This window comes from Micromonospora hortensis (genome assembly GCF_022230935.1).
In the GTDB taxonomy this organism is placed as follows: domain Bacteria; phylum Actinomycetota; class Actinomycetes; order Mycobacteriales; family Micromonosporaceae; genus Micromonospora; species Micromonospora hortensis.
Genome location: NZ_JAKKFE010000033.1, coordinates 19,543 through 42,421 on the forward strand (window position 1 = coordinate 19,543; position 22,879 = coordinate 42,421).

General features: G+C 71.5%; 15 protein-coding genes. 13 read left to right on the forward strand and 2 right to left on the reverse strand.

The window, feature by feature from the left end; all coding sequences use genetic code 11:
* The first annotated feature begins 29 nt into the window (after window positions 1–29).
* Entirely contained in the window at window positions 30–1,178 is a 1,149-nt protein-coding gene (locus tag NIE111_RS22395) for an MBL fold metallo-hydrolase (RefSeq protein WP_238686244.1), read from the forward strand.
* A 50-nt stretch (window positions 1,179–1,228) separates the two neighbouring features.
* Here NIE111_RS22395 and NIE111_RS22400 read toward each other — a convergent pair whose 3' ends face one another.
* Window positions 1,229–2,740 (reverse strand): deoxyguanosinetriphosphate triphosphohydrolase family protein, encoded by a 1,512-nt coding sequence (locus NIE111_RS22400; protein WP_238686245.1) that lies wholly within the window; start codon window positions 2,738–2,740, stop codon window positions 1,229–1,231.
* Window positions 2,741–2,894: 154 nt separating this feature from the next.
* On the opposite strand from NIE111_RS22400, the gene NIE111_RS22405 reads away from it, so the two are divergent.
* The 3 genes from NIE111_RS22405 to NIE111_RS22415 all read left to right on the forward strand — a co-directional run bounded on the left by NIE111_RS22405 (window position 2,895) and on the right by NIE111_RS22415 (window position 7,168).
* A complete protein-coding gene (locus NIE111_RS22405; protein WP_238686246.1) occupies window positions 2,895–5,459 on the forward strand; it encodes a Tex family protein in 2,565 nt (854 codons plus the stop codon).
* A 332-nt stretch (window positions 5,460–5,791) separates the two neighbouring features.
* Window positions 5,792–6,676 carry an aminoglycoside phosphotransferase family protein gene (locus NIE111_RS22410; protein ID WP_238686601.1) on the forward strand — a complete coding sequence of 295 codons (885 nt, stop codon included), beginning with the start codon at window positions 5,792–5,794 and terminating at the stop codon, window positions 6,674–6,676.
* A 24-nt stretch (window positions 6,677–6,700) separates the two neighbouring features.
* Entirely contained in the window at window positions 6,701–7,168 is a 468-nt protein-coding gene (locus tag NIE111_RS22415) for a hypothetical protein (protein ID WP_238686247.1), read from the forward strand.
* On the opposite strand, the gene NIE111_RS22420 is transcribed toward NIE111_RS22415, so the two are convergent.
* Window positions 7,098–8,045 carry a DUF389 domain-containing protein gene (locus tag NIE111_RS22420; protein ID WP_238686248.1) on the reverse strand — a complete coding sequence of 316 codons (948 nt, stop codon included), beginning with the start codon at window positions 8,043–8,045 and terminating at the stop codon, window positions 7,098–7,100. The genes NIE111_RS22415 and NIE111_RS22420 overlap by 71 nt on opposite strands.
* 241 nt (window positions 8,046–8,286) lie before the next feature.
* On the opposite strand from NIE111_RS22420, the gene NIE111_RS22425 reads away from it, so the two are divergent.
* The 9 genes from NIE111_RS22425 to NIE111_RS22465 all read left to right on the forward strand — a co-directional run bounded on the left by NIE111_RS22425 (window position 8,287) and on the right by NIE111_RS22465 (window position 22,834).
* The gene (locus NIE111_RS22425; RefSeq protein ID WP_308193733.1) at window positions 8,287–8,997 is read left to right on the forward strand and encodes a sugar transferase; all 711 of its coding nucleotides are present in this window, start codon (window positions 8,287–8,289) and stop codon (window positions 8,995–8,997) included.
* Window positions 8,994–10,142, forward strand: coding sequence for a DegT/DnrJ/EryC1/StrS family aminotransferase (locus NIE111_RS22430; protein ID WP_238686249.1), 1,149 nt, complete (start codon window positions 8,994–8,996; stop codon window positions 10,140–10,142). Before NIE111_RS22425 ends, NIE111_RS22430 begins: the two co-directional genes overlap by 4 nt.
* A complete protein-coding gene (locus tag NIE111_RS22435) occupies window positions 10,139–10,783 on the forward strand; it encodes an acetyltransferase (RefSeq protein WP_238686250.1) in 645 nt (214 codons plus the stop codon). The genes NIE111_RS22430 and NIE111_RS22435 overlap by 4 nt, the downstream gene beginning before the upstream one ends.
* A 74-nt stretch (window positions 10,784–10,857) precedes the next feature.
* Complete coding sequence (locus NIE111_RS22440) at window positions 10,858–12,081, forward strand: glycosyltransferase family 4 protein (protein WP_238686251.1); 1,224 nt, start codon at window positions 10,858–10,860, stop codon at window positions 12,079–12,081.
* Entirely contained in the window at window positions 12,078–14,951 is a 2,874-nt protein-coding gene (locus tag NIE111_RS32320) for an O-antigen ligase family protein (RefSeq protein WP_238686252.1), read from the forward strand. The genes NIE111_RS22440 and NIE111_RS32320 overlap by 4 nt, the downstream gene beginning before the upstream one ends.
* Before the next feature lie 17 nt (window positions 14,952–14,968).
* Entirely contained in the window at window positions 14,969–16,237 is a 1,269-nt protein-coding gene (locus tag NIE111_RS22450) for a glycosyltransferase family 4 protein (RefSeq protein WP_238686253.1), read from the forward strand.
* Window positions 16,234–17,484, forward strand: a complete 1,251-nt coding sequence (locus tag NIE111_RS22455) for a glycosyltransferase family 4 protein (RefSeq protein WP_238686254.1) — start codon at window positions 16,234–16,236, stop codon at window positions 17,482–17,484. Before NIE111_RS22450 ends, NIE111_RS22455 begins: the two co-directional genes overlap by 4 nt.
* Before the next feature lie 103 nt (window positions 17,485–17,587).
* The gene (locus NIE111_RS22460; protein WP_238686255.1) at window positions 17,588–19,471 is read left to right on the forward strand and encodes a nucleoside-diphosphate sugar epimerase/dehydratase; all 1,884 of its coding nucleotides are present in this window, start codon (window positions 17,588–17,590) and stop codon (window positions 19,469–19,471) included.
* A gap of 255 nt (window positions 19,472–19,726) precedes the next feature.
* Window positions 19,727–22,834, forward strand: a complete 3,108-nt coding sequence (locus tag NIE111_RS22465; RefSeq protein WP_238686256.1) for a M14 family metallopeptidase — start codon at window positions 19,727–19,729, stop codon at window positions 22,832–22,834.
* The last annotated feature ends 45 nt before the right edge of the window (window positions 22,835–22,879 follow it).

Here is a 22,879-nt window from a genome sequence, read left to right on the forward strand (position 1 = left end):
TGTAGGGCGGACACGTCGGAGGGACGGCAATGGCACGAGCGCAGAACACGGACGTCGAACGGTCGCTCGGGCGGCGGATGCGGGGCGCCGCTGGCCTGGCCGCGCTGGCCGGCCTGGCCTGGGTCGCCCGGGATGTGCCGGCGGCGCTGGGTGGCCGGCTCAGCGGGGCGCGGGCCGAGCGGGCGGCCCGCTCGCCCCAGTTCCGCGAGGGGACCTTCCACAACCGGGCCGGCACCCGCACGATGATCGCCGAACCGGGGCGCAACCTGGTCCGCGAGCTGATCTTCGGCAAGCAGAAGCGGCGTCCCACCACAGCCGTCCCGCTGCTGCGCCCCAGCGCCGGCGGACCGGAGGCCGCCGACAGCGCCGACGAGCTCAACATCGTCTGGTACGGCCACGCCTCGACCCTGATCGAGATCGAGGGCCGGCGGGTGCTGCTCGACCCGGTCTGGAGCGAGCGGTGCTCCCCCTCGGGTCTCGTCGGCCCACGCCGGCTGCACGAGCCACCGGTGGGCATCGACGAACTGCCCCCGCTGGACGCCATCCTGATCTCGCACGACCACTACGACCACCTCGACATGGCCACCGTGCGGGCCCTGCTCGCCGGGCAGTCCGCGCCGTTCCTGGTGCCACTCGGCGTGGGCGCGCACCTGGACCGCTGGGGCGTACCCGCCGAACGGATCATCGAGCTGGACTGGTCCGAGTCGCACCGGGTGGCCGGCCTGGAGATCACCGCCACCGCCGCCCAGCACTTCTCCGGACGAGGACTACGCCGCGACGGCACGCTCTGGAGTTCGTGGGTCGTGGCCGGTGCGCGTCGCAAGGTCTTCTACACCGGCGACTCCGGCTACTTTGACGGGTACGCCGAGATCGGCGCCGAGCACGGGCCGTTCGACGTGACGCTGATGCAGATCGGCGCGTACGACAGGGCCTGGCCGACGATCCACATGTTCCCGGAGGAGGCGGTCGACGCCCACCTCGACCTGCGCGGCGGGCTGTTCGTGCCGGTGCACTGGGCGACGTTCAACCTGGCCCTGCACGACTGGTCCGAGCCCGTCGACCGGCTGTGGGCCGAGGCGAAGGCCCGCGACGTGCGGCTCGCCGTGCCCCGGCCGGGCGAACGGGTGGTGGTCGACGAGCCGCCCGCCGTCGACGGTTGGTGGCAGGCCGTCGCCTGAGTCAGGCCGAGCACGCGTCGCCTGACCTCGGGCCGCCGCCTGACCTCGGGTCAGAGCACGAACGCGTCGGTCCAGAGCGCGCCGGACCGGCCGGAAAGCGCGTCCAGCATGGCCACCGCCTGACCGTCGGTGAGCTGCGCGACGAAGTCCACGATGGCTCGGCCCCGGGCACGACCGATCCGGTCCGAGGTACGCGGGTGCAGCTCCGCCTCGGCCAACTCGACCAGATCGTGCAACCGCCGGGGGAGGCGGGACTCCTCCTCCGGGTCCAGCAGCCACTCCCAGAGCGCCTCGACCAGGGTGCCCAGCAGTCGGGCCTGGCCGCGCTGGTGCAGGGCGAGGTCCGGGCGGGCCAGCACGAACCGGTGGTGGACGAACTTGAGCACCTGCACCTCGTGCCACTGGGCGCAGCCCAGGAGCACGTGCCCGGAGCGCACCGACGGCTGTTCGGTGACCGTTATCGCCTCGACGAAGCGGGTGGACCAGCGGGCGGAGAACCGGGCCACGTACTGCTCGGCCTCGATCGAGCCGTCGAACGGCATCGCGAGCAGCCCGTCCACCAATTCCTCGCGGACGTGCTCGACGGCGGCGGCGAACGCGTCGTCGTCGGCGATCCAGGCGTCCTTGCGGTGCAGTTGCCGGCGTAGCCGCTCGATCGCCGCCCCCGGTCGCCGGGCAGCCGTGGCCAACGCCGCGTCGGTGATCGCCCGCAGTTGCCCGCTCTCGCGCTGCCAGGCCATCAACTCAGCGGAGACCGAGCCCTGCTGGAGCACCCCGACCCGGTAGAAGTCCTCCACGTCGTGGATGGCGTACGCGATGTCGTCGGCGGTGTCCATCACGGACGCCTCCACCGTCTGCTGCCAGTCCGGGATGCGACCGGCGAACGGGGCTCGGGCCTGCCGCAGGTCGTCCAGCTCGGTCCGGTACGCGCCGAACTTCGAGGAGCCGCTGTCGGGGTCGTCCGGCGGCGGGGTGGCGCCGCGCGGCGGCGGGTCCATGGCGCGAGGGTGCGGATCCGGGTGATCCAGCCGGGTCCACGGGTACTTCAGCATGGCCGCGCGGACCGCCGCGGTCAGGTCCAACCCGGTGGTGGCGGCGCCGCGGATCTCGGTGCTGGTGACGATGCGGTACGACTGCGCGTTGCCCTCGAACCCGTCGGAGAGGCCGAGACGCTGTCGGGCCAGCCGGTCCAGCACCCGCTCCCCCAGGTGCCCGAACGGTGGGTGGCCGAGGTCGTGGGCGAGCGCCGCCGCCTCCACCACGTCGGGGTCGCAGCCGCCGAGCTTGTCCAGCAGGTCACGCCACCGTTCGTCGGCGCTCAACCGCTCGGCGACCGCCCGGGCCACCTGGGCGACCTTGAGGCTGTGGGTGAGCCGGTTGTGCACCAGCAGCCCCGAGCCGACCGGGCTGATCACCTGGGTGACACCACCGAGGCGGGCGAAGAACGGCGAGCCGACGATCCGGTCCCGGTCGGCACGAAACGGGTTGGCCGTGAGGTCGCCGAGGGCCCGGGCGCTGCCGCCGAAGAGCCGCCGGGCGCGCGGCTCCGCAGCAGATTCCATGATCGCCACGCTAGCGCAGGCCCGACGGGACCGCCGCCGGTCACCCCGGCCGGGCGCCGCGGTTCGCTCCCCCGCCCCGGCCGGGCGCGGCGACAGCACCCGGGCGCGCCCGGCAGAATGCAGGCGTACCCACTCCCGAAGGCGGATCGAGATCGTGACCCAGTCTGTTCATCAGCGGATCGCCGACGAGCTCGGCGTGGCCGAGCGTCAGGTGCGGGCGGCCGTGGAGCTGCTCGACGGCGGCGCCACAGTGCCGTTCATCGCCCGCTACCGCAAGGAGGCCACCGGCCTGCTCGACGACACCCAGCTGCGCACCCTGGAGGAGCGGCTGCGCTACCTGCGCGAGCTGGACGAGCGGCGGGCCGCGGTGCTGGAGTCGATCCGCGGCCAGGGCAAGCTGGACGAGGCCCTGGAAGCGCAGATCATGGCCGCCGACTCGAAGTCCCGGCTGGAGGACATCTACCTCCCGTACAAACCGAAGCGGCGGACCCGTGCGCAGATCGCCCGCGAGGCCGGGTTGGCGCCGTTGGCCGAGACACTGCTGGCCGACCCCGGTCAGGACCCGCGGGCCACCGCCGCCGGGTTCGTCGATGAGGACAAGGGTGTCGCCGACGCCGCCGCCGCACTGGAGGGCGCTCGGGCCATCCTCATCGAGACCTTCGCGGAGGACGCCGACCTGATCGGCACGCTGCGCGAGCAGATGTGGTCGCGAGGCCGGCTGGTATCCCGGGTACGCGAGGGTCAGGAGGCGGCCGGCGCGAAGTTCGCCGACTACTTCGAGTTCTCCGAGCCGTACCCGAAGCTGCCCTCACACCGGATCCTGGCGATGTTCCGGGGCGAGAAGGAAGGCGTGCTCGACCTGACCATGGAGTCGGAGGAGGCGGGCGAGGCGGACGCCGTACCGACCGGCCCGACCCGGTACGAAGCGGCCATCGCCGGCCGGTTCGGGGTGTCCGACGCGGGCCGCCCGGCCGATCGTTGGCTGACCGACACGGTCCGCTGGGCGTGGCGTACCCGGATCCTCATCCACCTCGGCGCGGACCTGCGGATGCGGCTGTGGCAGGCGGCCGAGGAGGAGGCCGTCCGGGTCTTCGCCACCAACCTGCGGGATCTGCTGCTCGCCGCGCCGGCCGGCACCCGACCCACGATGGGCCTGGACCCGGGCCTGCGGACCGGCGTGAAAGTGGCAGTGGTGGACGCCACCGGCAAGGTGCTCGCCACCGACACGATCTATCCGCACGAGCCGCGCCGGCAGTGGGACGCGTCGGTGGAGACCCTCGCCCGGCTGGCCGGGGCGCACGGGGTGGAGCTGATCGCGATCGGTAACGGCACGGCCTCCCGTGAGACCGACAAGCTCGCCGGTGAGCTGATCGCCCGGCATCCGCAGCTCAACCTGACCAAGGTGATGGTTTCCGAGGCCGGCGCGTCGGTCTACTCCGCCTCCGCGTACGCCTCGCAGGAGTTGCCCGGGATGGACGTGTCGCTGCGCGGCGCGGTCTCCATCGCCCGCCGCCTCCAGGACCCCCTCGCGGAGCTGGTCAAGATCGACCCGCGCTCGATCGGCGTCGGCCAGTACCAGCACGACCTGTCCGAGGTGAAGCTGTCCCGTTCCCTGGACGCGGTAGTGGAAGACTGCGTGAACGCGGTCGGAGTGGACGTCAACACCGCCTCCGCGCCGCTGCTGACCCGGGTCTCCGGGATCGGCGCCGGCCTGGCCGAGAACATCGTGCTGCACCGGGACGCCAACGGGCCGTTCCGTACGCGTACCGAGCTGAAGAAGGTGGCCCGGCTCGGGCCGAAGGCGTTCGAGCAGTGCGCCGGCTTCCTGCGCATCCCCGGTGGCGACGACCCGTTGGACTCCTCCAGCGTGCACCCCGAGGCGTACCCGGTGGTGCGCCGCATCCTCTCCACCACCGGGCAGGACCTGCGCTCGGTGATCGGCAAGAGCGGCATTCTGCGCGGGCTGCGGGCCACCGACTTCGTCGACGACCGGTTCGGCCTCCCTACCGTCACCGACATCCTCGCCGAGTTGGAGAAGCCGGGCCGGGACCCCCGCCCGGAGTTCCGCACCGCCACCTTCGTCGAGGGGGTGGAGAAGATCAGCGACCTGACGACGGGAATGGTGCTGGAGGGCGTGGTCACCAACGTGGCCGCGTTCGGCGCGTTCGTCGACGTCGGGGTGCACCAGGACGGTCTGGTGCACGTCTCGGCGATGTCCCGGACCTTCGTGAAGGACCCCCGCGAGGTGGTGAAGTCCGGCGACGTGGTCAAGGTCCGGGTGCTCGACGTGGACGTACCCCGCAAGCGGATCTCGCTGACCCTGCGCCTGGACGACGAGCCCGCGGCCGGCGGTGGTGGTGGTAGCCGGACCGACCAGGAGGGACGTGGCGGCCCGGCGCAGCGTGCGCCGCAGGGTGGTCGCGGTGGGCAGGGCGCATCCGCTGGCCCGCAGGGTGGTCGCGGCACCGGACAGCAGGACGGTCGTGGAGGCCAGGACGGTCGTGGAGGCCAGGACGGTCGCGGCGGACAGGGCGGTCGCGATGGACAGGGCGGTCCTGGCGGACAGGGCGGTCGTGGTGGACAGGGCGGTCGCGGCGGGCAGCAGGGCGGTCGTGGCGGCGGGCAGCAGGGAGGTCGCGGCGGGCAGCAGCGGCAGGGCGCGCCGGCGCCAGCCAATGACGCGATGGCCGAAGCCCTGCGCCGCGCCGGACTGGCCTGACCCCGTTCGGCACGTAAACCCCGTCCCGTCCCGTCGATCATGGAGTTGTGGTCGGGCGACAAATCGCCCGAATAAGACCAAGCCCCGGCACCACAACTCCATGATCGACGAAGCCGATCCGCCCTTCTCCGTCGATCTTGCATTTACTGTCCCGACATAAGTTGGCATTCCGCCTATTTCGACGACCGAAAGTGCAAGATCGGCGCGGGTGCCGCACCCCCTGACCCAGCCCGACCGGGCCCACCGCGGGCGGTGGCCCGCGTGGGCGGTGGGGGCGGTGGGAAAACCGCTCGCTTGGCCGCGAGGTTCGGGGTGATGATCTCGCGGTGAGGATGCACGCCGATCAGGTGGACGTGAGCGTGGACGTGGTTTCCGCGCTGGTGGCCGAGCAGTTTCCGCTGTGGCGGGGCCTGCCGGTCCGGCCGCTCCCCTCGACCGGCACGGTGAACGCCCTGTTCCGGCTCGGCCGGGACATCGTGCTGCGGTTTCCGCTGCTCCCCTCGACCGATCCCGAGCTGCGCGCCGAGCTGCGGCGCGAGCAGGCGCACGCCGTGCTGCTCGGCGGAAACCTGCCGGTCGCGGTGCCCGAACCGCTCGGCCTCGGCGAGCCGGGCGACGGCTACCCCGGGCCGTGGACGGCGTACCAGTTCATTCCGGGCGAGACGGCCCAGCCCGACCGGATCGCCAACCTCGACGTCTTCGCGCGGGACCTGGCCGGCGTGGTGACCGCCCTGCGCGGCATCGATACCGGCGGGCGGGTCTGGTCCGGGGACGGGCGCGGCGGGCGGCTGGCCGCCGAGGACGACAGCGTGCGGGCCGCGCTCGCGCTCAGTGGCGCGCTCACCAACACGACCGCGCTCAGCGAGGTGTGGGAGCGGTGCCGGGACGCACGCCGCGACGACCTCGCCGACGTGTGGATCCACGGCGACCTGATGCCGGGCAACCTGCTGGTCCGTGACGGCCGGCTGGCCGCCGTCATCGATCTGGGTGCGGTCGGTGTGGGCGACCCCGCGGTGGACCTGATGCCGGCGTGGAACCTGTTCGACGCGGGTTCCCGCGAGACGTACCGGCGGGCGCTGGGCGTGGACGACGCGACGTGGGAGCGGGGGCGCGGCTGGGCCCTGGAGCAGGCGATCAACGCCCTGCACTACTACGTCGAGACCAACCCGGTGATGGCCGGCATCGCCCGGCACACGCTGCGGGCCGTGCTCGACTGAGTCGGCTCGCGTACCGTCGGCGTCGTGGGTGAGCGAGACGCCGGGGAGTGGCGGGATCGGCAGCGGCAGGCGGTGCGGGCGCACGCCGACGCGGACGCGCGGCGGCGGGCCGCCGAGCACGCGGAGGCGGCGGAGCTGGTGGCCTGGTTCGTGGCCGAGGCGACCCGGCGGGGGCTGCGCACCACCCGGCTGGTCGCCCGGGGGTACGACGGGCGTGGGCGCTACCGGACCGGGTTGACCGGCTGGTACGTCGACCGGGCCGAGACCCGGGCGGTGGACGTCGCTGGCCGGTTCCATCTGCTGACCGTGCCGGGCGGTCTGCGGGCTCGGCTGTTCGGCGTCGATCCGCAGCCCAGTCCGGCGCCGTTGGTCGTCGGAGCGGGAGGCCGCGACGGTGAGTCGATCCCGCTGCGGACGCTGCTCACCCGGCTGCTGGGCGACGGGACCGCCGGGCCAGGCTCCACCACCACGCCTGCTGCACCACGAGGGTGAGCAGGCCGGCAAGGACGATCGCGGACAGGTTGATCACCAGTTGCAGCGCCGAGCCGCCCGCTTCGTCCCACACTCCGTAGGCGGCCGCTACCGCCACGTTCGCCGCCGCCGGAACCGTGGTGACCGAGATCAGCACGCCGACCAGGCTGCCGGACTTCTTCGACGTCAGCGAGAGCATGCCGGCGACACCGGCGAGTAACCCGACCACCCAGGACAGCGCGTCCGGCCGCCAGATGAAGTCGGTGAGCGGGCGTTCGGCGAGCAGCATCTCCCGACTGACCAGGCCGACGGCGGTCAGCGCCCAGGTGCTCAGCACGGTCGCCACCATGGCCGTCAGGAAGCCGACCGCGAGAGCCTGCACCGAGCGGCCGACCACCCCGAGTTCGCGGCGCAGCAGCGCCACGCACAGCGCGGCGAGTGGGCCGAACTCCGGGCCGACCACCATCGCCCCGACGATGAGGATCGGCTGGTCCAGCAGCACACCGATGCCGGCGATCATGGTGGCCACCACGATCAGCACGAGGTAGGTGCCGGACAGTTCGGTCTGCTCGCCGGTCTTCGCGGCGATCTCGTCCCAGACCACCGCGTCCGCGCCGCTGCCCGGTGCCGTGTCCGCCGCCCGGTCGGCCGACGCGGAGATGGTCAACTCGACGTCCTCGGCGGCGATGCCGCCGCTGGTGTCCACGCCGATCCGCTGCAACTGCCGCAGTACGCGGTCGGCGCTCTCCCGCACCACGTCACAGAGGATCAGGTCGCCCGATGGCTGCCGGGCAGCACCGGGCAGCACGGCCAGATGGGTCACCCCGGCCTCCGCGGTGAGCAGGTCGACGACCTCCGCCGACCGGTCCACCGGGGCGATCACCCTCAGGTGCAACACGTCATTCCCCCTCGCCCGACCGGCCAGTTCTTCCCTCGCCCGACCGGCCGCCGCGACTCTACCGCTCGGTCTATTGGCCGCAAGAGCTGCACAAGGCCGCGGATCTGGCCGTGTCCGACTACGGGGTTTCGGGGTTGATCGGGGGAATGCGGACCGACCGTCGCTATTCAGCATCGGCGCACGGTCTGTCCTGGTATGACGAATACATACCTTTTTGAAATATCGCGTGGGAGGTCACAACGTGCCGGTGCCTGGTCTCGTCGACGCCGACCTGTCGCTGCCCCGGACCAGCCCGGAGCGGGGTAAGCGAATCATCGACGTCGTCGTGGCGGCGGTCCTTCTCATCCTGGCGTCACCGGCGTTGATCGTGGTGACGGTGCTGGTCGCGGTGGGCCTCGGTCGCCCGGTGCTGTTCCGCCAGTGCCGCGCCGGACTGCACGGCCAGCCCTTCGAGATGGTCAAGTTCCGCACCATGCGGCCACCCAACCTGAGCCTCGGTCTGCTCGGCGACCGGGACCGACTCACCCCGCTCGGACGCTGGCTGCGCGCCAGCAGCCTGGACGAACTGCCCACGCTCTGGAACGTGCTGCGTGGCGACATGAGCCTGGTCGGCCCACGGCCACTGCTGCCCGAGTACCTCGGTCGCTACTCGCCCCACCAGGCCCGACGACACGAGGTGCGGCCCGGCATCACCGGGTTGGCCCAGGTGCGAGGACGCAACAGCCTCAGCTGGGACGAGAAGCTGGACTTCGACGTGCGGTACGTGGACAGCCACAACATGAGAACCGATCTGTCGATTCTCGCCGCGACAGTGCGGACCGTGCTGCGCCGCGAGGGGATCTCCGCGGCGGGGTTCGTCACGGCTCCCGAGTTCATGGGTACGTCGCACTGGTCGCCGCCCCCACGCAGCGACTCGAACACCGCGACCACAGGCTCGGGCGGCGCCCGATGAGTGAAACCGTCTACCTGTCCCCGCCGGACGTCGGGCCGCTGGAGGAGTCGTACCTGGTCGCCGCCCTCCGCTCGGGGTGGGTTGCCCCGGTCGGCCCCGATCTCCAGGCGTTCGAACACGACGTCGCCGAGCGGGTGGGCACCGGCGGGGCCGTCGCCGTCAACTCCGGGACGGCCGCCCTGCACCTGGCGCTGCTCGGCGTCGGCGTCGGACCAGGCGACGTGGTCATCGTGCCCACGCTGACCTTCATCGCCACCGCCAACGCGGTCCGCTACACCGGGGCCCGTCCGGTCTTCGTCGACTGTGATCCCCGTACCGGCAACGTCGACGTGGGTCTCGTCGACGACCTGGTGCGACGGCTGCGGTCCCGCGGCGAGCGGGTCGGCGCTGTCGTGCCGGTCGACATGTTCGGCAGCTGCGTCGACTACACCCGACTCGTCCCGCTCTGCGCCGAGGCCGGTATCCCGCTGGTCGAGGACGCCGCCGAGGCGCTCGGCTCGCACCATCGAGGCCGCCCGGCCGGGTCCTTCGGGCAGGTCGCGGCGCTCTCCTTCAACGGCAACAAGATCATGACCACCTCCGGCGGTGGGATGCTCGTCTCCGACGACGCGGCACTGCTCGCCAAGGCCCGCCACCTCGCCACGCAGGCGCGGGAACCGACGCCGCACTACGAGCACCGCGAGACCGGCTACAACTACCGGCTGAGCAACCTCCTGGCCGCGCTCGGCCGGGCCCAGTTGGTCCGGCTCGACGGGATGATCGCCCGCCGCCGTCAGCTACGTGACCAGTACGCCAAGGTGTTCGCACCGGTGCCCGGTGTCGAGTTGGTCGGCGTCGAGGACACCGACTCGAACTGCTGGCTCACCGTCATCACAGTGGACGAGGAGCACTGCGGCTGGCGGGCCGCCGACCTGGCAGCCCACCTCGCGGGGCGGAGCATCGAGACGCGGCCCGTCTGGAATCCGATGCACCGCCAGCCCGTCTTCGCCGGCGCCGAAAGTCTGCTCACCGGGGCCTCCGACCGACTCTTCACCCACGGACTCGCCCTGCCCAGTGGCAGCGCCCTGACCGAGCACCAGGTCGGGCGCGTCTTCGAGGCGATCGACGAGTTCCTGACCAGCCACAGCGGGGTGCGGGCGGCATGACGACTCCACTGGTGATCGTCGGCTGCGGTGGCCACGGACGCGAGGCGCTGAGCATCGCCCGAGCGATGAACGCCGCCGCGGGCCGGCCGCGATGGCACCTGGTCGGCTTCGTCGACGACCGACCCAGCGAGGAGAACCTCAAACGGGTGCAGAAACTGGACGTCGCGTACCTCGGCGGGCTGCCGTGGCTGCGCGACGCCCCTGCCGACACCCATCACGTCATCGGCATCGGGGACCCTCGGACCCGACGGGCAGTGGCCCAGCGCGTCGACGCCTACGGCACGCCGGCGACCAGCCTCATCCACCCGGCCGCGACGGTCGGGCCGGACACGGAACACGGCAGCGGGTTCGTGGCGTTCGCCGGGGCCCGGGTCACCACCAACGTGGCCATCGGCCGGCACGTGCATCTCAACCAGAACGCGACGGTCGGCCACGACAGCGCTCTCGCCGACTTCGTCTCGGTGAATCCACTCGCTGCCGTCTCGGGCGACTGCCACCTCGGCGAGGCAGTGCTGATCGGCACCACCGCCGCGGTGCTCCAGGGGCTGCGGATCGGTCGCGACGCCACCGTCGGCGCGGGCGCCTGCGTGACCAGAGACGTTCCCGCCGATGCCGTGGTCAAGGGCGTACCAGCGCGCTGACCAGCACTGACCGAGACCAGACGGGATCGACACCGACGCCGCGCGCCCCTGTGGTCCGGCACGAGGAGCAGGACGTGAGCACAAACCGCCGCGGTGCCAGCAACAGGCCACTGCGCGTTCTCCAGGTGACGAGCACAGCCGTCGGCGGTGACTGGTTCTACGACCAGGTGACCGGGTTGGCGCGGCTGGGGCACGACGTCTGCGCTGTCGTACCGGGCGAAGGTCCGCTCACCGACCGCCTCCGGACGGCCGGGGTCCGCACCGAGATCGTGTCGATGTCAGGTTGGCGCCCGGGGCAGCTCCCCCGGGTCGCGGCGGCACAACTGCGTCTCGTCCGCCTGGTCCGGCGCTTCGACCCCGATGTGGTGCACGGCCATCTGGTGAAGGCGAACATCTTCTGCCGGTTGGCCAGTCTGGCCGCCCGCCGACCGCTGCTGGTCAACCAGATCGCTGGCGTCGTCCACCTGCGCAGCCCGATGTTCAACCGCATCGACCGCGCGACAGTGCGCCGGGTGGACGTCCTGATCGGGTCGTGCCACGCGTTCGCCGAACAGTACCGACGCTTGGGTGCGCGGGCGGTGACGGTCAGTCACTACGGGTGCGACGTGCACCGGCTCGACCCGACAGCGAGTGGGGAGTCCTTCCGGGCGGAGTTCGGGCTGGCCGCCGGCACCCCCACCGTCGGAATGCTCGCGCACATGTACCGCAGCCGACTCCAGGCGTTCCAGGACATTGGTTTCAAGGGCCACGAGGTCTTCCTCGACGCGGCCCCGCGCCTGCTGGACCGGGTGCCGGCCGCCCACCTCTTCGTCGTCGGCGACGAGTTCACCGGTGACGTGGGCTACCGGCGTGAGCTGGAGGAACGCGCCGTCCGGCTGGGAGTGGCCGAGCGCGTGCACTTCACCGGTCGCCGGAGCGACGTGCAGACCGTTCTGGCCGGTCTCGACGTGGCGGTCACACCGTCGCTCGAGGAGTCCGCGTCGTACGCCACCATCGAGGCGCTGCTGATGGAGCGGGGCGTGGTGGCCAGCGACGTCGGCGGGTTGCCCGACACCGTGCAACATGGCGAGAGCGGCCTGTTGGTGCCTCCGGCAGACCCGGACGCGCTGGCCGACGCCGTCGCCGACCTGTTGGAGGACCCTCAGCGGCGGGCTGCCATGGCTCGGCTCGGGCGCAGCCGCTGTCTGGACCTGTTCGACATCGAACGGACGGTCGCCGACGTCGAGGCGATCTACCGGGCGGCGCTCGACCGTCGTCCACTGCCGCAGGCCGGACGCCTACCCGAGGCGGCCCGGTGACGGCCGCGAGGCCGCCCCTCGGTCCGGGCGCCAGCCCCGGTGCCGACGCCGGGCCGGCGGTGACCAGCGGCCGGGACCTCGCCGACAGCGGCCGACCCACCACCGATCCGGGCGCTTCGGCGCGGGTCTCGGAGCAGAGTGTGTCGGCCGCCGCCGCCGGGTCCGTCGGGACCAGGGTCGTGCTCCTGGCCATCAGCCTGGCGACCGGCGTGTTGGCGGCCCGGGTCCTCGGCCCGCACGACCGGGGCGTGGTGGCGGTCGTGCTCGCCTGCGCGGCGATCTTCGGAGCGCTCCTCACAGTGGGAATGGAGACGGCCAACCTCCGCTACGCGGGGGCTTCGGTCGCCGCCCATCGGCGAACCGTGTGGTGGAGTCTGCGCCACGTCGCAACGGTGGGAGTCGGCGTGGCAGCCGCCTGGGGGGCGCTGGCGCTGGTGGTCGGGCCAACCGTTCGGGTCGGGCTCGACCCGGTCACCTTCGCCCTCGCGCTCAGCCTCGGCCCCGTGGTGCTGCTCTCCTCGCTGCTCGGCACGGCCGAGATCGGCCGCAGTCGCGCCTCGGTCTACAACTGGACAGTCATCGGAGGACTGCTCGTCTACGGCCTGCTGCTCGTCGCCCTGACGGTGACCGACCGCGCGGACACCGACACCGTCATCGGCGCGTACCTCGTGGGCCAGGTGTGCGCCGCGACGGTGCTGCTCGTCCGCGCTCTGCCGTTGAGCCGCGACCCCGGCACACCCCAGGACTCGGCCGCCTACCGGGCGTTCGCCCGCCGGGTGTACGCACCCAACCTGGCCCAGTTCGCGATGGTGCGCAGCCAGGTTCCCGCCATCCACCTGGTGGCCGGTGCGGGCGCCGTCGGCGTCTACTCGGTGGCGGTGCCGTTCGCCGAGATGCTCCTGGTGCTCCCGGTGGCGCTCAGCCTCATCCTGGTGCCGGCGCTCGCACACGGCGGTGCCGACTGGCACACGGTCCGTCGGATGTCGGTGCAGACACTGCTCATCACCGCCGTCGGGGCGGGACTGCTGGCAGCTGTCGCGCCGCTGGCCTTCCCGCTGCTCTTCGGCCCGCAGTTCGCCGAGGCCGTACCGGTGCTCTGGGCGATGCTGCCCGGCCTCGTCGTGCTCGCGGTAGCCCGCACCGCGCAGAGCTACCTGACGGCCGTCGACCGTCCGGGGCCGCCGACCCTGGCTGCCGTGAGCGCCGCCATCGGCGGGCTGCTCGCCATGGTCGTCCTGATCCCACGCTTCGGCACGCTCGGCGCGGGCCTCGCCGTGTCGGCCGGATACGTCCTCTACGGCCTGGTCGTCGGCTGGGCCTTCCTCGATCACCGGCCTGTCCAGGGCCGGAGAAACGGTCCGACCACAATGACGACTGAACGCGGCGGCCGGCACTCGAGGCCAACGACACGGGACCGCGACTCCCTGCTGCCGGCGTGGGGAAGAGCAGCCGGCGTGCTCGTCGCCGGCGTGACGGCCGGTGTGGTGGCGGTGCAGGACACGTCGCTCCTGCTTCGGCTGGCCGCTCTCGCCGTGGTGGTGCTCGTCATCACCCTGCCCGGCTTCGGCCTCTACTGCATCGCGCTGGCGGTGCCCGCGTCGCAACTGCCCATCGCCCCGGCGGCAAGCAGCACCACACCGTTGCTGGCGCTGATCCTCTGCACCCTGCTCGGCACGTTGCTCCGCGGCCGTACGACCCGCCGCAGCACCCCCGCCGTCCTCATCGTGGCTGGCCTGACCTGCGTCCTCGCTCTCGGCGTGACGGTCGGTGGCCAACCCAACCAGGCCTTCCGGTCGGTCGCCGCGATCGCGATACCCCTGGCCTGCATACCGCTGATCGACACCGCCCGAGCCCGCTCACGGTCCGTCCTGCTCGTGTTCGCGGTCGCGGCGACCGGCGTCGGCCTGTTCCATGCCGCACTCGCCCTGATCGGTACACCGGTGCTTGCCGAGGAGAACCCGGCCCTCGCCGAATCCCTGAGCAGCCTGAACCACAACGCGTGGGGGCCAATGTTGCTGCTGGCGCTGGCGGTGTTGCTGGCCAGGCTGCGACCGGGCGTGTCGGGCACGGCCCGCGTGTTGACGGTCGCGGGGATCGCCGCCGTTGTCGTCAGCGTGGTGCTGTCATACAGCCGTTCGACGTACATCGGCGGAGCGCTGCTCCTGCTCTGCTTCGTGATCCAGCGACGACGCACGGTGGCCCTGGCCCTCACCGGCATGGTCGCCGTCCTCACCATCGGCCTGACCGGGGTTCAACTGGTGCCGGATCAGGTGGCCGAGCGGATCGCGTACACCACTGTGGACGGCCGACTGGACAGCTCCAGCAGCGTACGTCTCGACCTGTGGCTCAGTGCCCTGCGGATGGCCGCCGACCACCCTCTCGCCGGCGTGGGCTTCCAGAACTTCCGGGCCCACCTGCCCGAGTACTTCCAGCCCGAGGTCACGGTGGCCGCTGTCGACGTCCAGCTCGACAGCCTCAACCACGCCCACAACACCTACCTCACGGTGCTGGCCCAGACCGGGTTGGTCGGCGTCCTCCTGGTGGGCGGCCTCCTGTTCATCGTGATCCGCCAGGCCCGCCGACGCCTGCTCGCCGGCGACCAGACCGCGGAGGCGGCAGTGCTCGGCATGGCCGCGATCGGGGGATGCAGCCTCTTCGGGGAGCCGCTGCTCACCCTGCCGGTGCTCATCCCGTTCGTGCTCCTCCTGGCCGTTGCCACAGCCCGCTCGCAGGCCGAGCCGGAGCCCGCGACCGACAGGCGTCCCGCCGGACCGAAGCACTCCGTGCGGACCCGACCGGCCTGGACGCCCGGCCAGAGCGGCTACGGCGTGCGCCGCGGACGGTCCACCGCCGACAAGGTCCTGACGTGATCATGAAGGAGACGAAGGTGACCGCGACGCGTCCCGACACACCGAGGGTCGACAGCCACGACCAGCCGCGCCGGCAGCGGGCCGTCCCGGGCTCGGCCGCCGCCCCCGTCCTTCCGTCCGTGATGTTGCTCTGCGGCGCGAGCTCGCTGCACGCCCGCAAGTGGGCGGTCGCGCTGGCGGAACGCGGTCATCCGGTCATCGCCGTCAGCTGGATCGACGCGGAGCCGATCGACGGCGTCGAACTGCGCGTGGCGCCCGGGACCGGCCGGACCCGCAACGGGCGGTGGGGGGCGGTGTGGCAGCTCGCCGCCGCCGGCTGGTGGCTGCGCCGGCAGACGCGCGAGGCCCGCCCCGACGTGCTGCACGTGCACTCGGTGGGGATGGCGGGTCTGCTGTCGCTGCTGGCCTCGCGCCGACCCGCCCGGGTGGTCACGCCCTGGGGGGTCGACCTTCAGTCCGCGCGTCGGTCCCGGGTCCGCCGATGGGTCGCCCGGGCCGCCCTGCGCCGCTCCGACCTCGTTCTCCCCACCGCGGAGTCGGTCCGCACGGAGATCATCGAGCGCTACCGGATACCGGCGGATCGCAGCCGCACCGTGTCGTGGGGCGTGGACGACAAGCTGTTCGCGCTCCGCGACACCGTGACGCCGGCGTCGGTGCGGGCCGAATTCGGCATCCCGGCCGACGCGACGGTGCTGTTCGCCGCCCGGACGGCCGGTCCCGTCTATCGCACGTCCGAGGTGCTGCGGGCGTTCGCCCGGGTGGCCGCCGCTCGTCCCGACCTTCACCTCGTCGTCCTGGCCGGGCACCGTCCCGCCGAGGCGGCGGCCGCTCAGGCGCAGCGGCGGTGCGTCACCGAAGCCCACGAACTCGCCGCGAACCTACCCGGACGAGTCACGGTGGTGGACCGGTCACTGACACCGGAGGACACCTTCCGGCTGATGCGGGCGAGCGAGGTGAGCATCTCGGTTCCTCGCTTCGACCAGCGCAGTTGCACGGTGCTGGAGGCGGCGCTCGCCGGTTGCCGGCTGCTGCTCGCGGACCTGCCGCCGTATCGCGAGATGGTCGAGGACGGCATGGCGGCCGACATCCTCACCGGGCCGTTGGAGGCCGCGCTGGCGGAACAGCTCATGGCCGCCCGCCCGCTGGAGCCGACTCTGCAACAGCACAACCGGCGCTTCATCGAGACGTCGGAGTCCTGGTCCCGCCAGGTCTCCGTCGTGCAGGAGTTCTACCGGCGGCTGAGCGCCGACCGCGCCGGACAACGTCGGGACGGGGTGGCCCGGTGAGGATCGTCTACCTGCACCAGTACTTCCGCACACCGGCCATGTCCGGTGGCACCCGGTCCTACGAGTTCGCCCGGCGTCTGGTCCGTAACGGCCACGACGTGCACGTGGTAACCAGCGACACCGAGTCCTCGTCGGGCGCCGCGAAGACCTGGCGGACCACAGTGGAGGCGGGTGTGGTGGTGCACTGGGCGGCCGTCCCCTATCGCAACGCGATGTCCTTACGAGAGCGGCTCTCGGCCTTCGGGCAGTTCGCCCGGTTGGCAGCTCCGCGAGCGGCGTCGCTGGAGCAGGACGTCGTCTTCGCTACCAGCACGCCGCTGACCATCGCGTTGCCCGCTGTCTACTCCGCCCGCCGCCGCCGGACGCCGATGGTGCTGGAGGTACGCGATCTCTGGCCGGAGGTGCCGATCGCGCTGGGCGCGCTGCGGTCGCCGCTGACGCGGCGCGCTGCCACCGGTCTGGAGGGGTGGGCCTACCGCAACGCCGCGCACATCCTGGCGCTGTCGCCGGGAATGGCGGCGGGCGTTCGGGCGCGGCACCCCGAGGCCGCGGTGACAGTCATTCCCAACGGCTGCGACCGTCAGTTGTTCGCCGACGCGGACGCTGCCGGCCGAGCGCTACGGGATCGCACGCAGTGGTTGGGCGACCGTCCTCTGATCCTCTACGCGGGGACGCTCGGTTTCGTCAACGACGTGGGTTATCTGGTGCGGATGGCCGCGACGCTGCGTCGTGACCACCCGGACGTGCGGATCGCTGTCGTCGGGCAGGGCGCGGAGACGGCGCAGGTGCGCGCACAGGCAGCCGCGTCCGACGTCCTGGACCGGAACCTGTTCATGTTCGACCAGGTGCCGAAGGCCGAGGTGGTGGCGTTCTTCGGTGCGTGCGATCTCGCCGTCTCGACGGTGCGCGACGAGCCCGCGTTGCACGCCAACTCGGCAAACAAGGTCTTCGACGGGTGGGCCGCCGGTCGACCGGTAGCGGTCAACCACGAGGGGTGGATCGCCGACATCCTGCGCCGCAGCGGTGCCGGACTCGTGCTGCCCGCGGGAGATCCCGCCGCCGCGGCGACGCTCGTGGGCGCGTTCCTCAGCGATCCGGCCAGGACCGCCACAGCGCGGGCCGCGGCGCGGCAGGTCGCGGCCAACGAGTTCGACCGCGACCTGCTGTTCGAACGGTTCGAGGACGTGCTGCGGGGGGCGGTGGTGCCACGACAGTCGGCCAGGTCAGCAGCCGGACAAACGTCGTAATCAGCTAAAAACCAGTCATAAAGTGATTAGTTTTGGTAGGACGTAAATAAGACCATTTGGTGGTTTCCCCCGGATGGGCCGCTATCGCAGCAGGAGTTTCCACATGCAACTTTTGGGGACAAGCCCCAGCGAGTCCACACGCCTCGGTCGGTCGCATCGCAACCTCCGCCTGGCCGGCGGCCTCCTCGCAGGGGACGCCCTCGCCTGGATCGCGGGTTTCGCCGTCGCCGCGTGGGTGCGCTTCGAGTTCTCGCTCACCGGCCCCGCCCTGGCCCGCGCGATCGGCATGGGAGTGGTCGCCGCGGTCGCGCACGTCGCAGTGTCCGCCGTTCGCCGCAACCTGTCCGGCCGGCATCCCCTGGGCAGCGTCGAGGAGATGCAGGGGCTCGCCAACACGGCCCTGACCACCGGCGTGCTCCTGCTGATCGCCCTCGTGCCCATGACGTCCCGGCCGGTGCCCGCGAGCACGCCACTCGTCGGCGCGGCGATCGCGCTGGCCGTCATGCTCGGCACCCGCCTGGCGTACCGCAGCCGCAGCGACCGGACGTTGCGCCCGGACGCCGGCCGAGCGGAACCGGTCCTGCTCTTCGGCGCGGGCTCGGCCGGTCAGGGGCTCCTGCGGGCCATGCTGAGCGATCCGGCAGGACAGTTCCTGCCGGTCGGCATGATCGATGACGACCCGCAGAAACGCCACCTGTCGCTGGGGGGCGTGCGCGTGCTCGGCTCTCGCGCTGACATCGACACTGTCGTGCGGCGTACCGGCGCGAAGATGGTGATCTTTTCCGCCGCCAACGCCGACTCCGAGCTGATCAACGAGGTCCGCGAAAGCACGCTGAAGACCGGAGCGACGTTCAAGATCCTTCCTTCGGTACGGGAACTGGTCGACCATCGGATCACCGTCAACGACGTTCGCGACCCGGACATGGCGGACCTACTCGGACGACGACAGGTGATCGGCGACCTCCGGGATGCGGAGTCCCAGCTGCGCGGACGCCGGATCCTGGTGACCGGCGCCGGTGGGTCGATCGGCTCCGAGCTGTGCCGCCAGATCATGCGGGCCGATCCGGGCGAGCTGATGATGCTCGACCGCGACGAGTCGGCCCTGCACGCCCTGCAACTGTCGATGTCGGGTCGCGCGATGTTGGACAGTCCCGAGCTGATTCTCGCCGACCTGCGCGACGAGGAACGGATCCGGCGCGTGATGGCGGAACGCCGACCCGACATCGTGTTCCACGCGGCGGCCCTGAAACACCTGACACTGCTGCAACGCCACCCGGGCGAGGCGGTCAAGACGAACGTGTTCGGCACGCAGACGGTGCTCAACGCCTGCCGCGACGTGGCGAGGTTCGTCAACATCTCGACCGACAAGGCCGCCGACCCGGTCAGCGTTCTCGGCTACTCCAAGCGGATCACGGAGCGGTTGACAGCGAACGCCGCCGCGACGCACGGCGGCACGTTCCTCAGCGTCCGCTTCGGCAACGTCCTGTCCAGCCGAGGGTCGGTGGTCACGGCGTTCCGGGCCCAGATCGAGGCGGGACTGCCGATCACTGTCACTCACCCCGACGTGACGCGCTACCTGATGACAGTGCAGGAAGCGGTGCACCTGGTGCTCCAGGCCGCCGGCATCGGCCGCGACGGCGAGGCGCTCGTCCTCGACATGGGCGAGCCGGTACGGATCGACGACATCGCTCGCCAGTTGGCGAGCCAGGCGCCGGGGCCGGTCCAGATCGTCTACACCGGGCTCCGGCCGGGCGAGAAACTCCACGAGGCTCTGATCGGTGCTGGCGAGCGGGACCTTCGCCCGCTGCACCCGCTCATCTCGCACGTGGCAGTGCCCCCACTCGATCCCATCGAGATCACCACGCTGGACCCGTTCGAAGACCCAGACAAGATCATCGACCGTCTCGCGTGGCTGTGCGGTCAGTCGACCGGCGTCGTCGCGCAGCAGACCGTCAAGTCGACAGCTCCGGCACCCAGCGCGAGCTGAGCCGACGCCGACCCCGCAGGTGACGTCCGGGATGAATTCTCGACGCGCCTGCGGGGTACGGCTTGCCGGCCCGCCTCGAGCATCGCGGGGTGGCCTGGCGAACGCCCGCCCGCGCCGGCAGCCCGCGTCGCGGTGAGCGTCACAGTTGGCACCAACGCCGACACGGTCAGCAACGAAGCTCCCATCGACTGATTGACATCGATAACGGCACGCCGAAGGCTCGCGCCTACAAGGTCCTTCACCCAAGGAGGCGCGATGAGACCGAGACGACTGGCGATCGCCGGCGTGGTCACCCTGCTCGGCGCACTGGCACTGACCCCACCGGCCAGCGCGCGGCCGCCGTCCGACCCGGGCGTCCGCGACGGCCTGGAGGTGTACGTCGGCACTGTCGACCCGAAACAGCGGGAGCAACTGCGCGCCGCGGGGGTCGACCTCGGCCACGACGCGAAGACTGACGCGGCCGGTCGCACGACTGTCGAGACGGTCCTCAGCCGACGGCAGGCGAAGCGGTTGACCGACAAGGGCGTACCGCTGTCGGTGAAGAAGGTGCGCGGCAAGGACGCGTCGCAGGCGCTGCGGGAGCAGGCCGCGGCCGGCTGGACGAGCTTCCGTCCCTACGGTGAGCCGGGCGGCCTGCGAGACGAGCTGAACGCCACGGCGGCCCGGTATCCCAAGCTGACCAAGGTGGAGACGATCGGTCGCAGCCAGCAGGGGCAGCCGATCGTCGCGGTCAAGGTCACCAAGAACGCGCGCACCGTTGCGGACGGCCGGCGACCGGCGGTGCTCTACGCCGGTGCGCAGCACGCCCGCGAGTGGATCACGCCGGAGATGACCCGCCGGCTGATGCATCACGTGCTGAACAGCTACGGCACCGACCGGGAGATCACCCACCTGCTGGACACGACCGAGCTGTGGTTCCTGCCGGTCGCCAACCCCGACGGCTACGACTTCACATTCACCGCCGGCAACCGTCTGTGGCGCAAGAACCTGCGGGACAACAACGGTGACGGGCAGATCGGCTCCGCCGACGGCGTCGACCTCAACCGCAACTTCAGCTACAAGTGGGGCTACGACAACGAGGGCTCGTCACCGGAGCCGAACAGCGAGACCTACCGGGGCCCCGGCCCCAACTCCGAGCCGGAGACCAAGGCGCTGGACCGGCTCTTCAAGCGGGTCGGGTTCGAGTTCTTCGTCAACTACCACTCGGCGGCCGAACTGCTGCTCTACGGCCTCGGCTGGCAGGTGAGCACCCCCACTCCGGACGACGTGATCTACGAGGCGATGGCCGGTGACGACGCGCACCCCGCGGTGCCCGGGTACGACCCGGACATCTCCGCGGAGCTGTACACCACTAACGGCGACACCGACAGCCACGCCACCGTCAGGTACGGCACGCTGGGCTTCACCCCGGAGATGTCCACCTGCGAGGCCGCCTCGGCCGTCGACCCGGACGACCAGTGGCGCCCGGAGGACTGCGTCAGCGGCTTCATCTTCCCCGACGACGAGGCGCTGATCGCCGGCGAGGTGAGCAAGAACCTACCGTTCGCGTTGGCAGTGGCCCGGTCGGCGGCGGACCCGGACGACCCGGTCTCGGTGGTCGGTCGGAGCACTCCGGACTTCGTCGTGGACGCCTTCGACACCTCGTACGGACGCACCCAGCAGGTCGCCGCGATCACCCGTCGGGCGCTGCGGAACGTGCGGATGCACTACACGGTCAACGGTGGGCGGCCGAAGACGGTCGCGGTCCGCGAGTGGCGCGGCGGCGAGCGGTACGGCGAAACACACGACGACTACTACGCCGAGCTACGGGGCACTGTCAACGGCGCGAAGCCGGGCGACCGGGTGGAGGTCTGGTTCACCGGGAACAAGCCGCGTGCCGGGGTGGTGGCCAGCGAACACTTCACCTATCGGGTGCACGACGACATCGGCGGCGACGTGCTGGTCCTCGCTGTGGAGGACGTCACCGGCCTCAGTCCGGCGCAGACCGGCACCACAGCGAAGTACGCCGACGAGGTCGCGGCGTCGCTGGGCGCCGCCGGGCGCAGCAGCGACGTGTACGACTTCGACGCGATGGGCCGCAAGGCGCCGCACCCGCTCGGCGTGCTGTCGCACTACGAGGCGGTGGTCTGGGAGACCGGCGACGACGTGATCCTGCGCTCCCCCGGTCAGGTGGCCGGCACGACGGCCAGGGCGGCGCTGGAAACCGAGCTGGCCGTTCGGGACTACCTGAACGAGGGCGGCAAACTGCTGGTCAGCGGCCAGTACGCGTTGTTCGCGCAGGGCGCCAACGGGTCGTACGTCTATCACCCGGACGCGCCACCGGAGTGCACCGACGCCGAGGCCGCCAGCTGTCTGCCGCTGCTGAACGACTTCCAGCAGTACTGGCTGGGCGCGTACACCTATGTCAGCGACGGCGGGACCAGCCCGGACGGGGAGCCGTACCCGGTCGCCGGGACCGACGCGGCGTTCACCGGCTTCGACGGGCAGCTGAACGCCTCCGGCTCGGCGGAGAACCAGGCGCACACCGCGTCGTTCCTGACCACGTCGAGCTTCCTGCCACCGGACGAGTTCCCGCAGTTCGCCAGTTCCGCGCCGGTGGGCTGGTCCCGACCGGGCGGCGCGCCGTTCGATCCGCGTACGGGTGAGTGGTACCTGTACAGCGGGCAGACCGACGAGTCGTACAAGCGCCTCACGCGCACTGTGGATCTCACCGGGGCGAGCAGCGGGGAGTTGCGCTTCTTCACCTCCTACGAGATCGAGCAGGACTGGGATTTCATGTTCGTCGAGGCGCACGAGGTGGGCAGCGACGACTGGACGACCCTGCCGGACGCCAACGGCAATACCAGCACTGTCACCGGGGACAGTTGCACGCAGGGTTGGGTGGAGCAGTTGCACCCGTTCCTCGCGCACTACCAGGGCGCTGACTGCTCCCCCACCGGGAGCACCGGCAGCTGGAACGCGGCGAGCGGGTCGTCGGGGGGCTGGAAGGAGTTCGTGGCCGACCTGTCGGGCTACGCCGGCAAGCAGGTCGAGGTGTCCATCACGTACGCCTCGGACTGGAGCACCCAGGGTCTCGGCGTCTTCCTGGACGACGCCCGGGTGCTGGTTGACGGGTCGACAGTGGCGGAGACCTCGTTCGAGTCGGCCGACCTGGGTGGCTGGACGGTGGCCGGCCCACCGCCCGGCTCCGCTGGCAACGCCAACGACTGGTCACGCAGCCAGCAGGCGTTCGAGGAGGGCTCGGTGGTGGTCACCGGGGACACCGTGTATCTGGGCTTCGGGTTGGAGGGTCTGCCTCCGGCGGCCCGCGACGACCTGGTCGCCCGCTCACTGACCCACCTCACCGGGCAGCCCCGCCCCTGATGGCGGCGAGGTGCGCCGACGGTCCGCGGACCGTCGGCGCACCTT

Excerpts from the sequence above, each read along its gene's own strand:
- NIE111_RS22395 (WP_238686244.1), top strand. The coding sequence starts at position 30 with ATGGCACGAGCGCAGAACACGGACGTCGAACGGTCGCTCGGGCGGCGG.
- NIE111_RS22400 (WP_238686245.1), bottom strand. The coding sequence starts at position 2,740 with ATGGAATCTGCTGCGGAGCCGCGCGCCCGGCGGCTCTTCGGCGGCAGC.
- NIE111_RS22410 (WP_238686601.1), top strand. The coding sequence starts at position 5,792 with ATGCACGCCGATCAGGTGGACGTGAGCGTGGACGTGGTTTCCGCGCTG.
- NIE111_RS22430 (WP_238686249.1), top strand. The coding sequence starts at position 8,994 with ATGAGTGAAACCGTCTACCTGTCCCCGCCGGACGTCGGGCCGCTGGAG.
- NIE111_RS22435 (WP_238686250.1), top strand. The coding sequence starts at position 10,139 with ATGACGACTCCACTGGTGATCGTCGGCTGCGGTGGCCACGGACGCGAG.
- NIE111_RS22460 (WP_238686255.1), top strand. The coding sequence starts at position 17,588 with ATGCAACTTTTGGGGACAAGCCCCAGCGAGTCCACACGCCTCGGTCGG.
- NIE111_RS22465 (WP_238686256.1), top strand. The coding sequence starts at position 19,727 with ATGAGACCGAGACGACTGGCGATCGCCGGCGTGGTCACCCTGCTCGGC.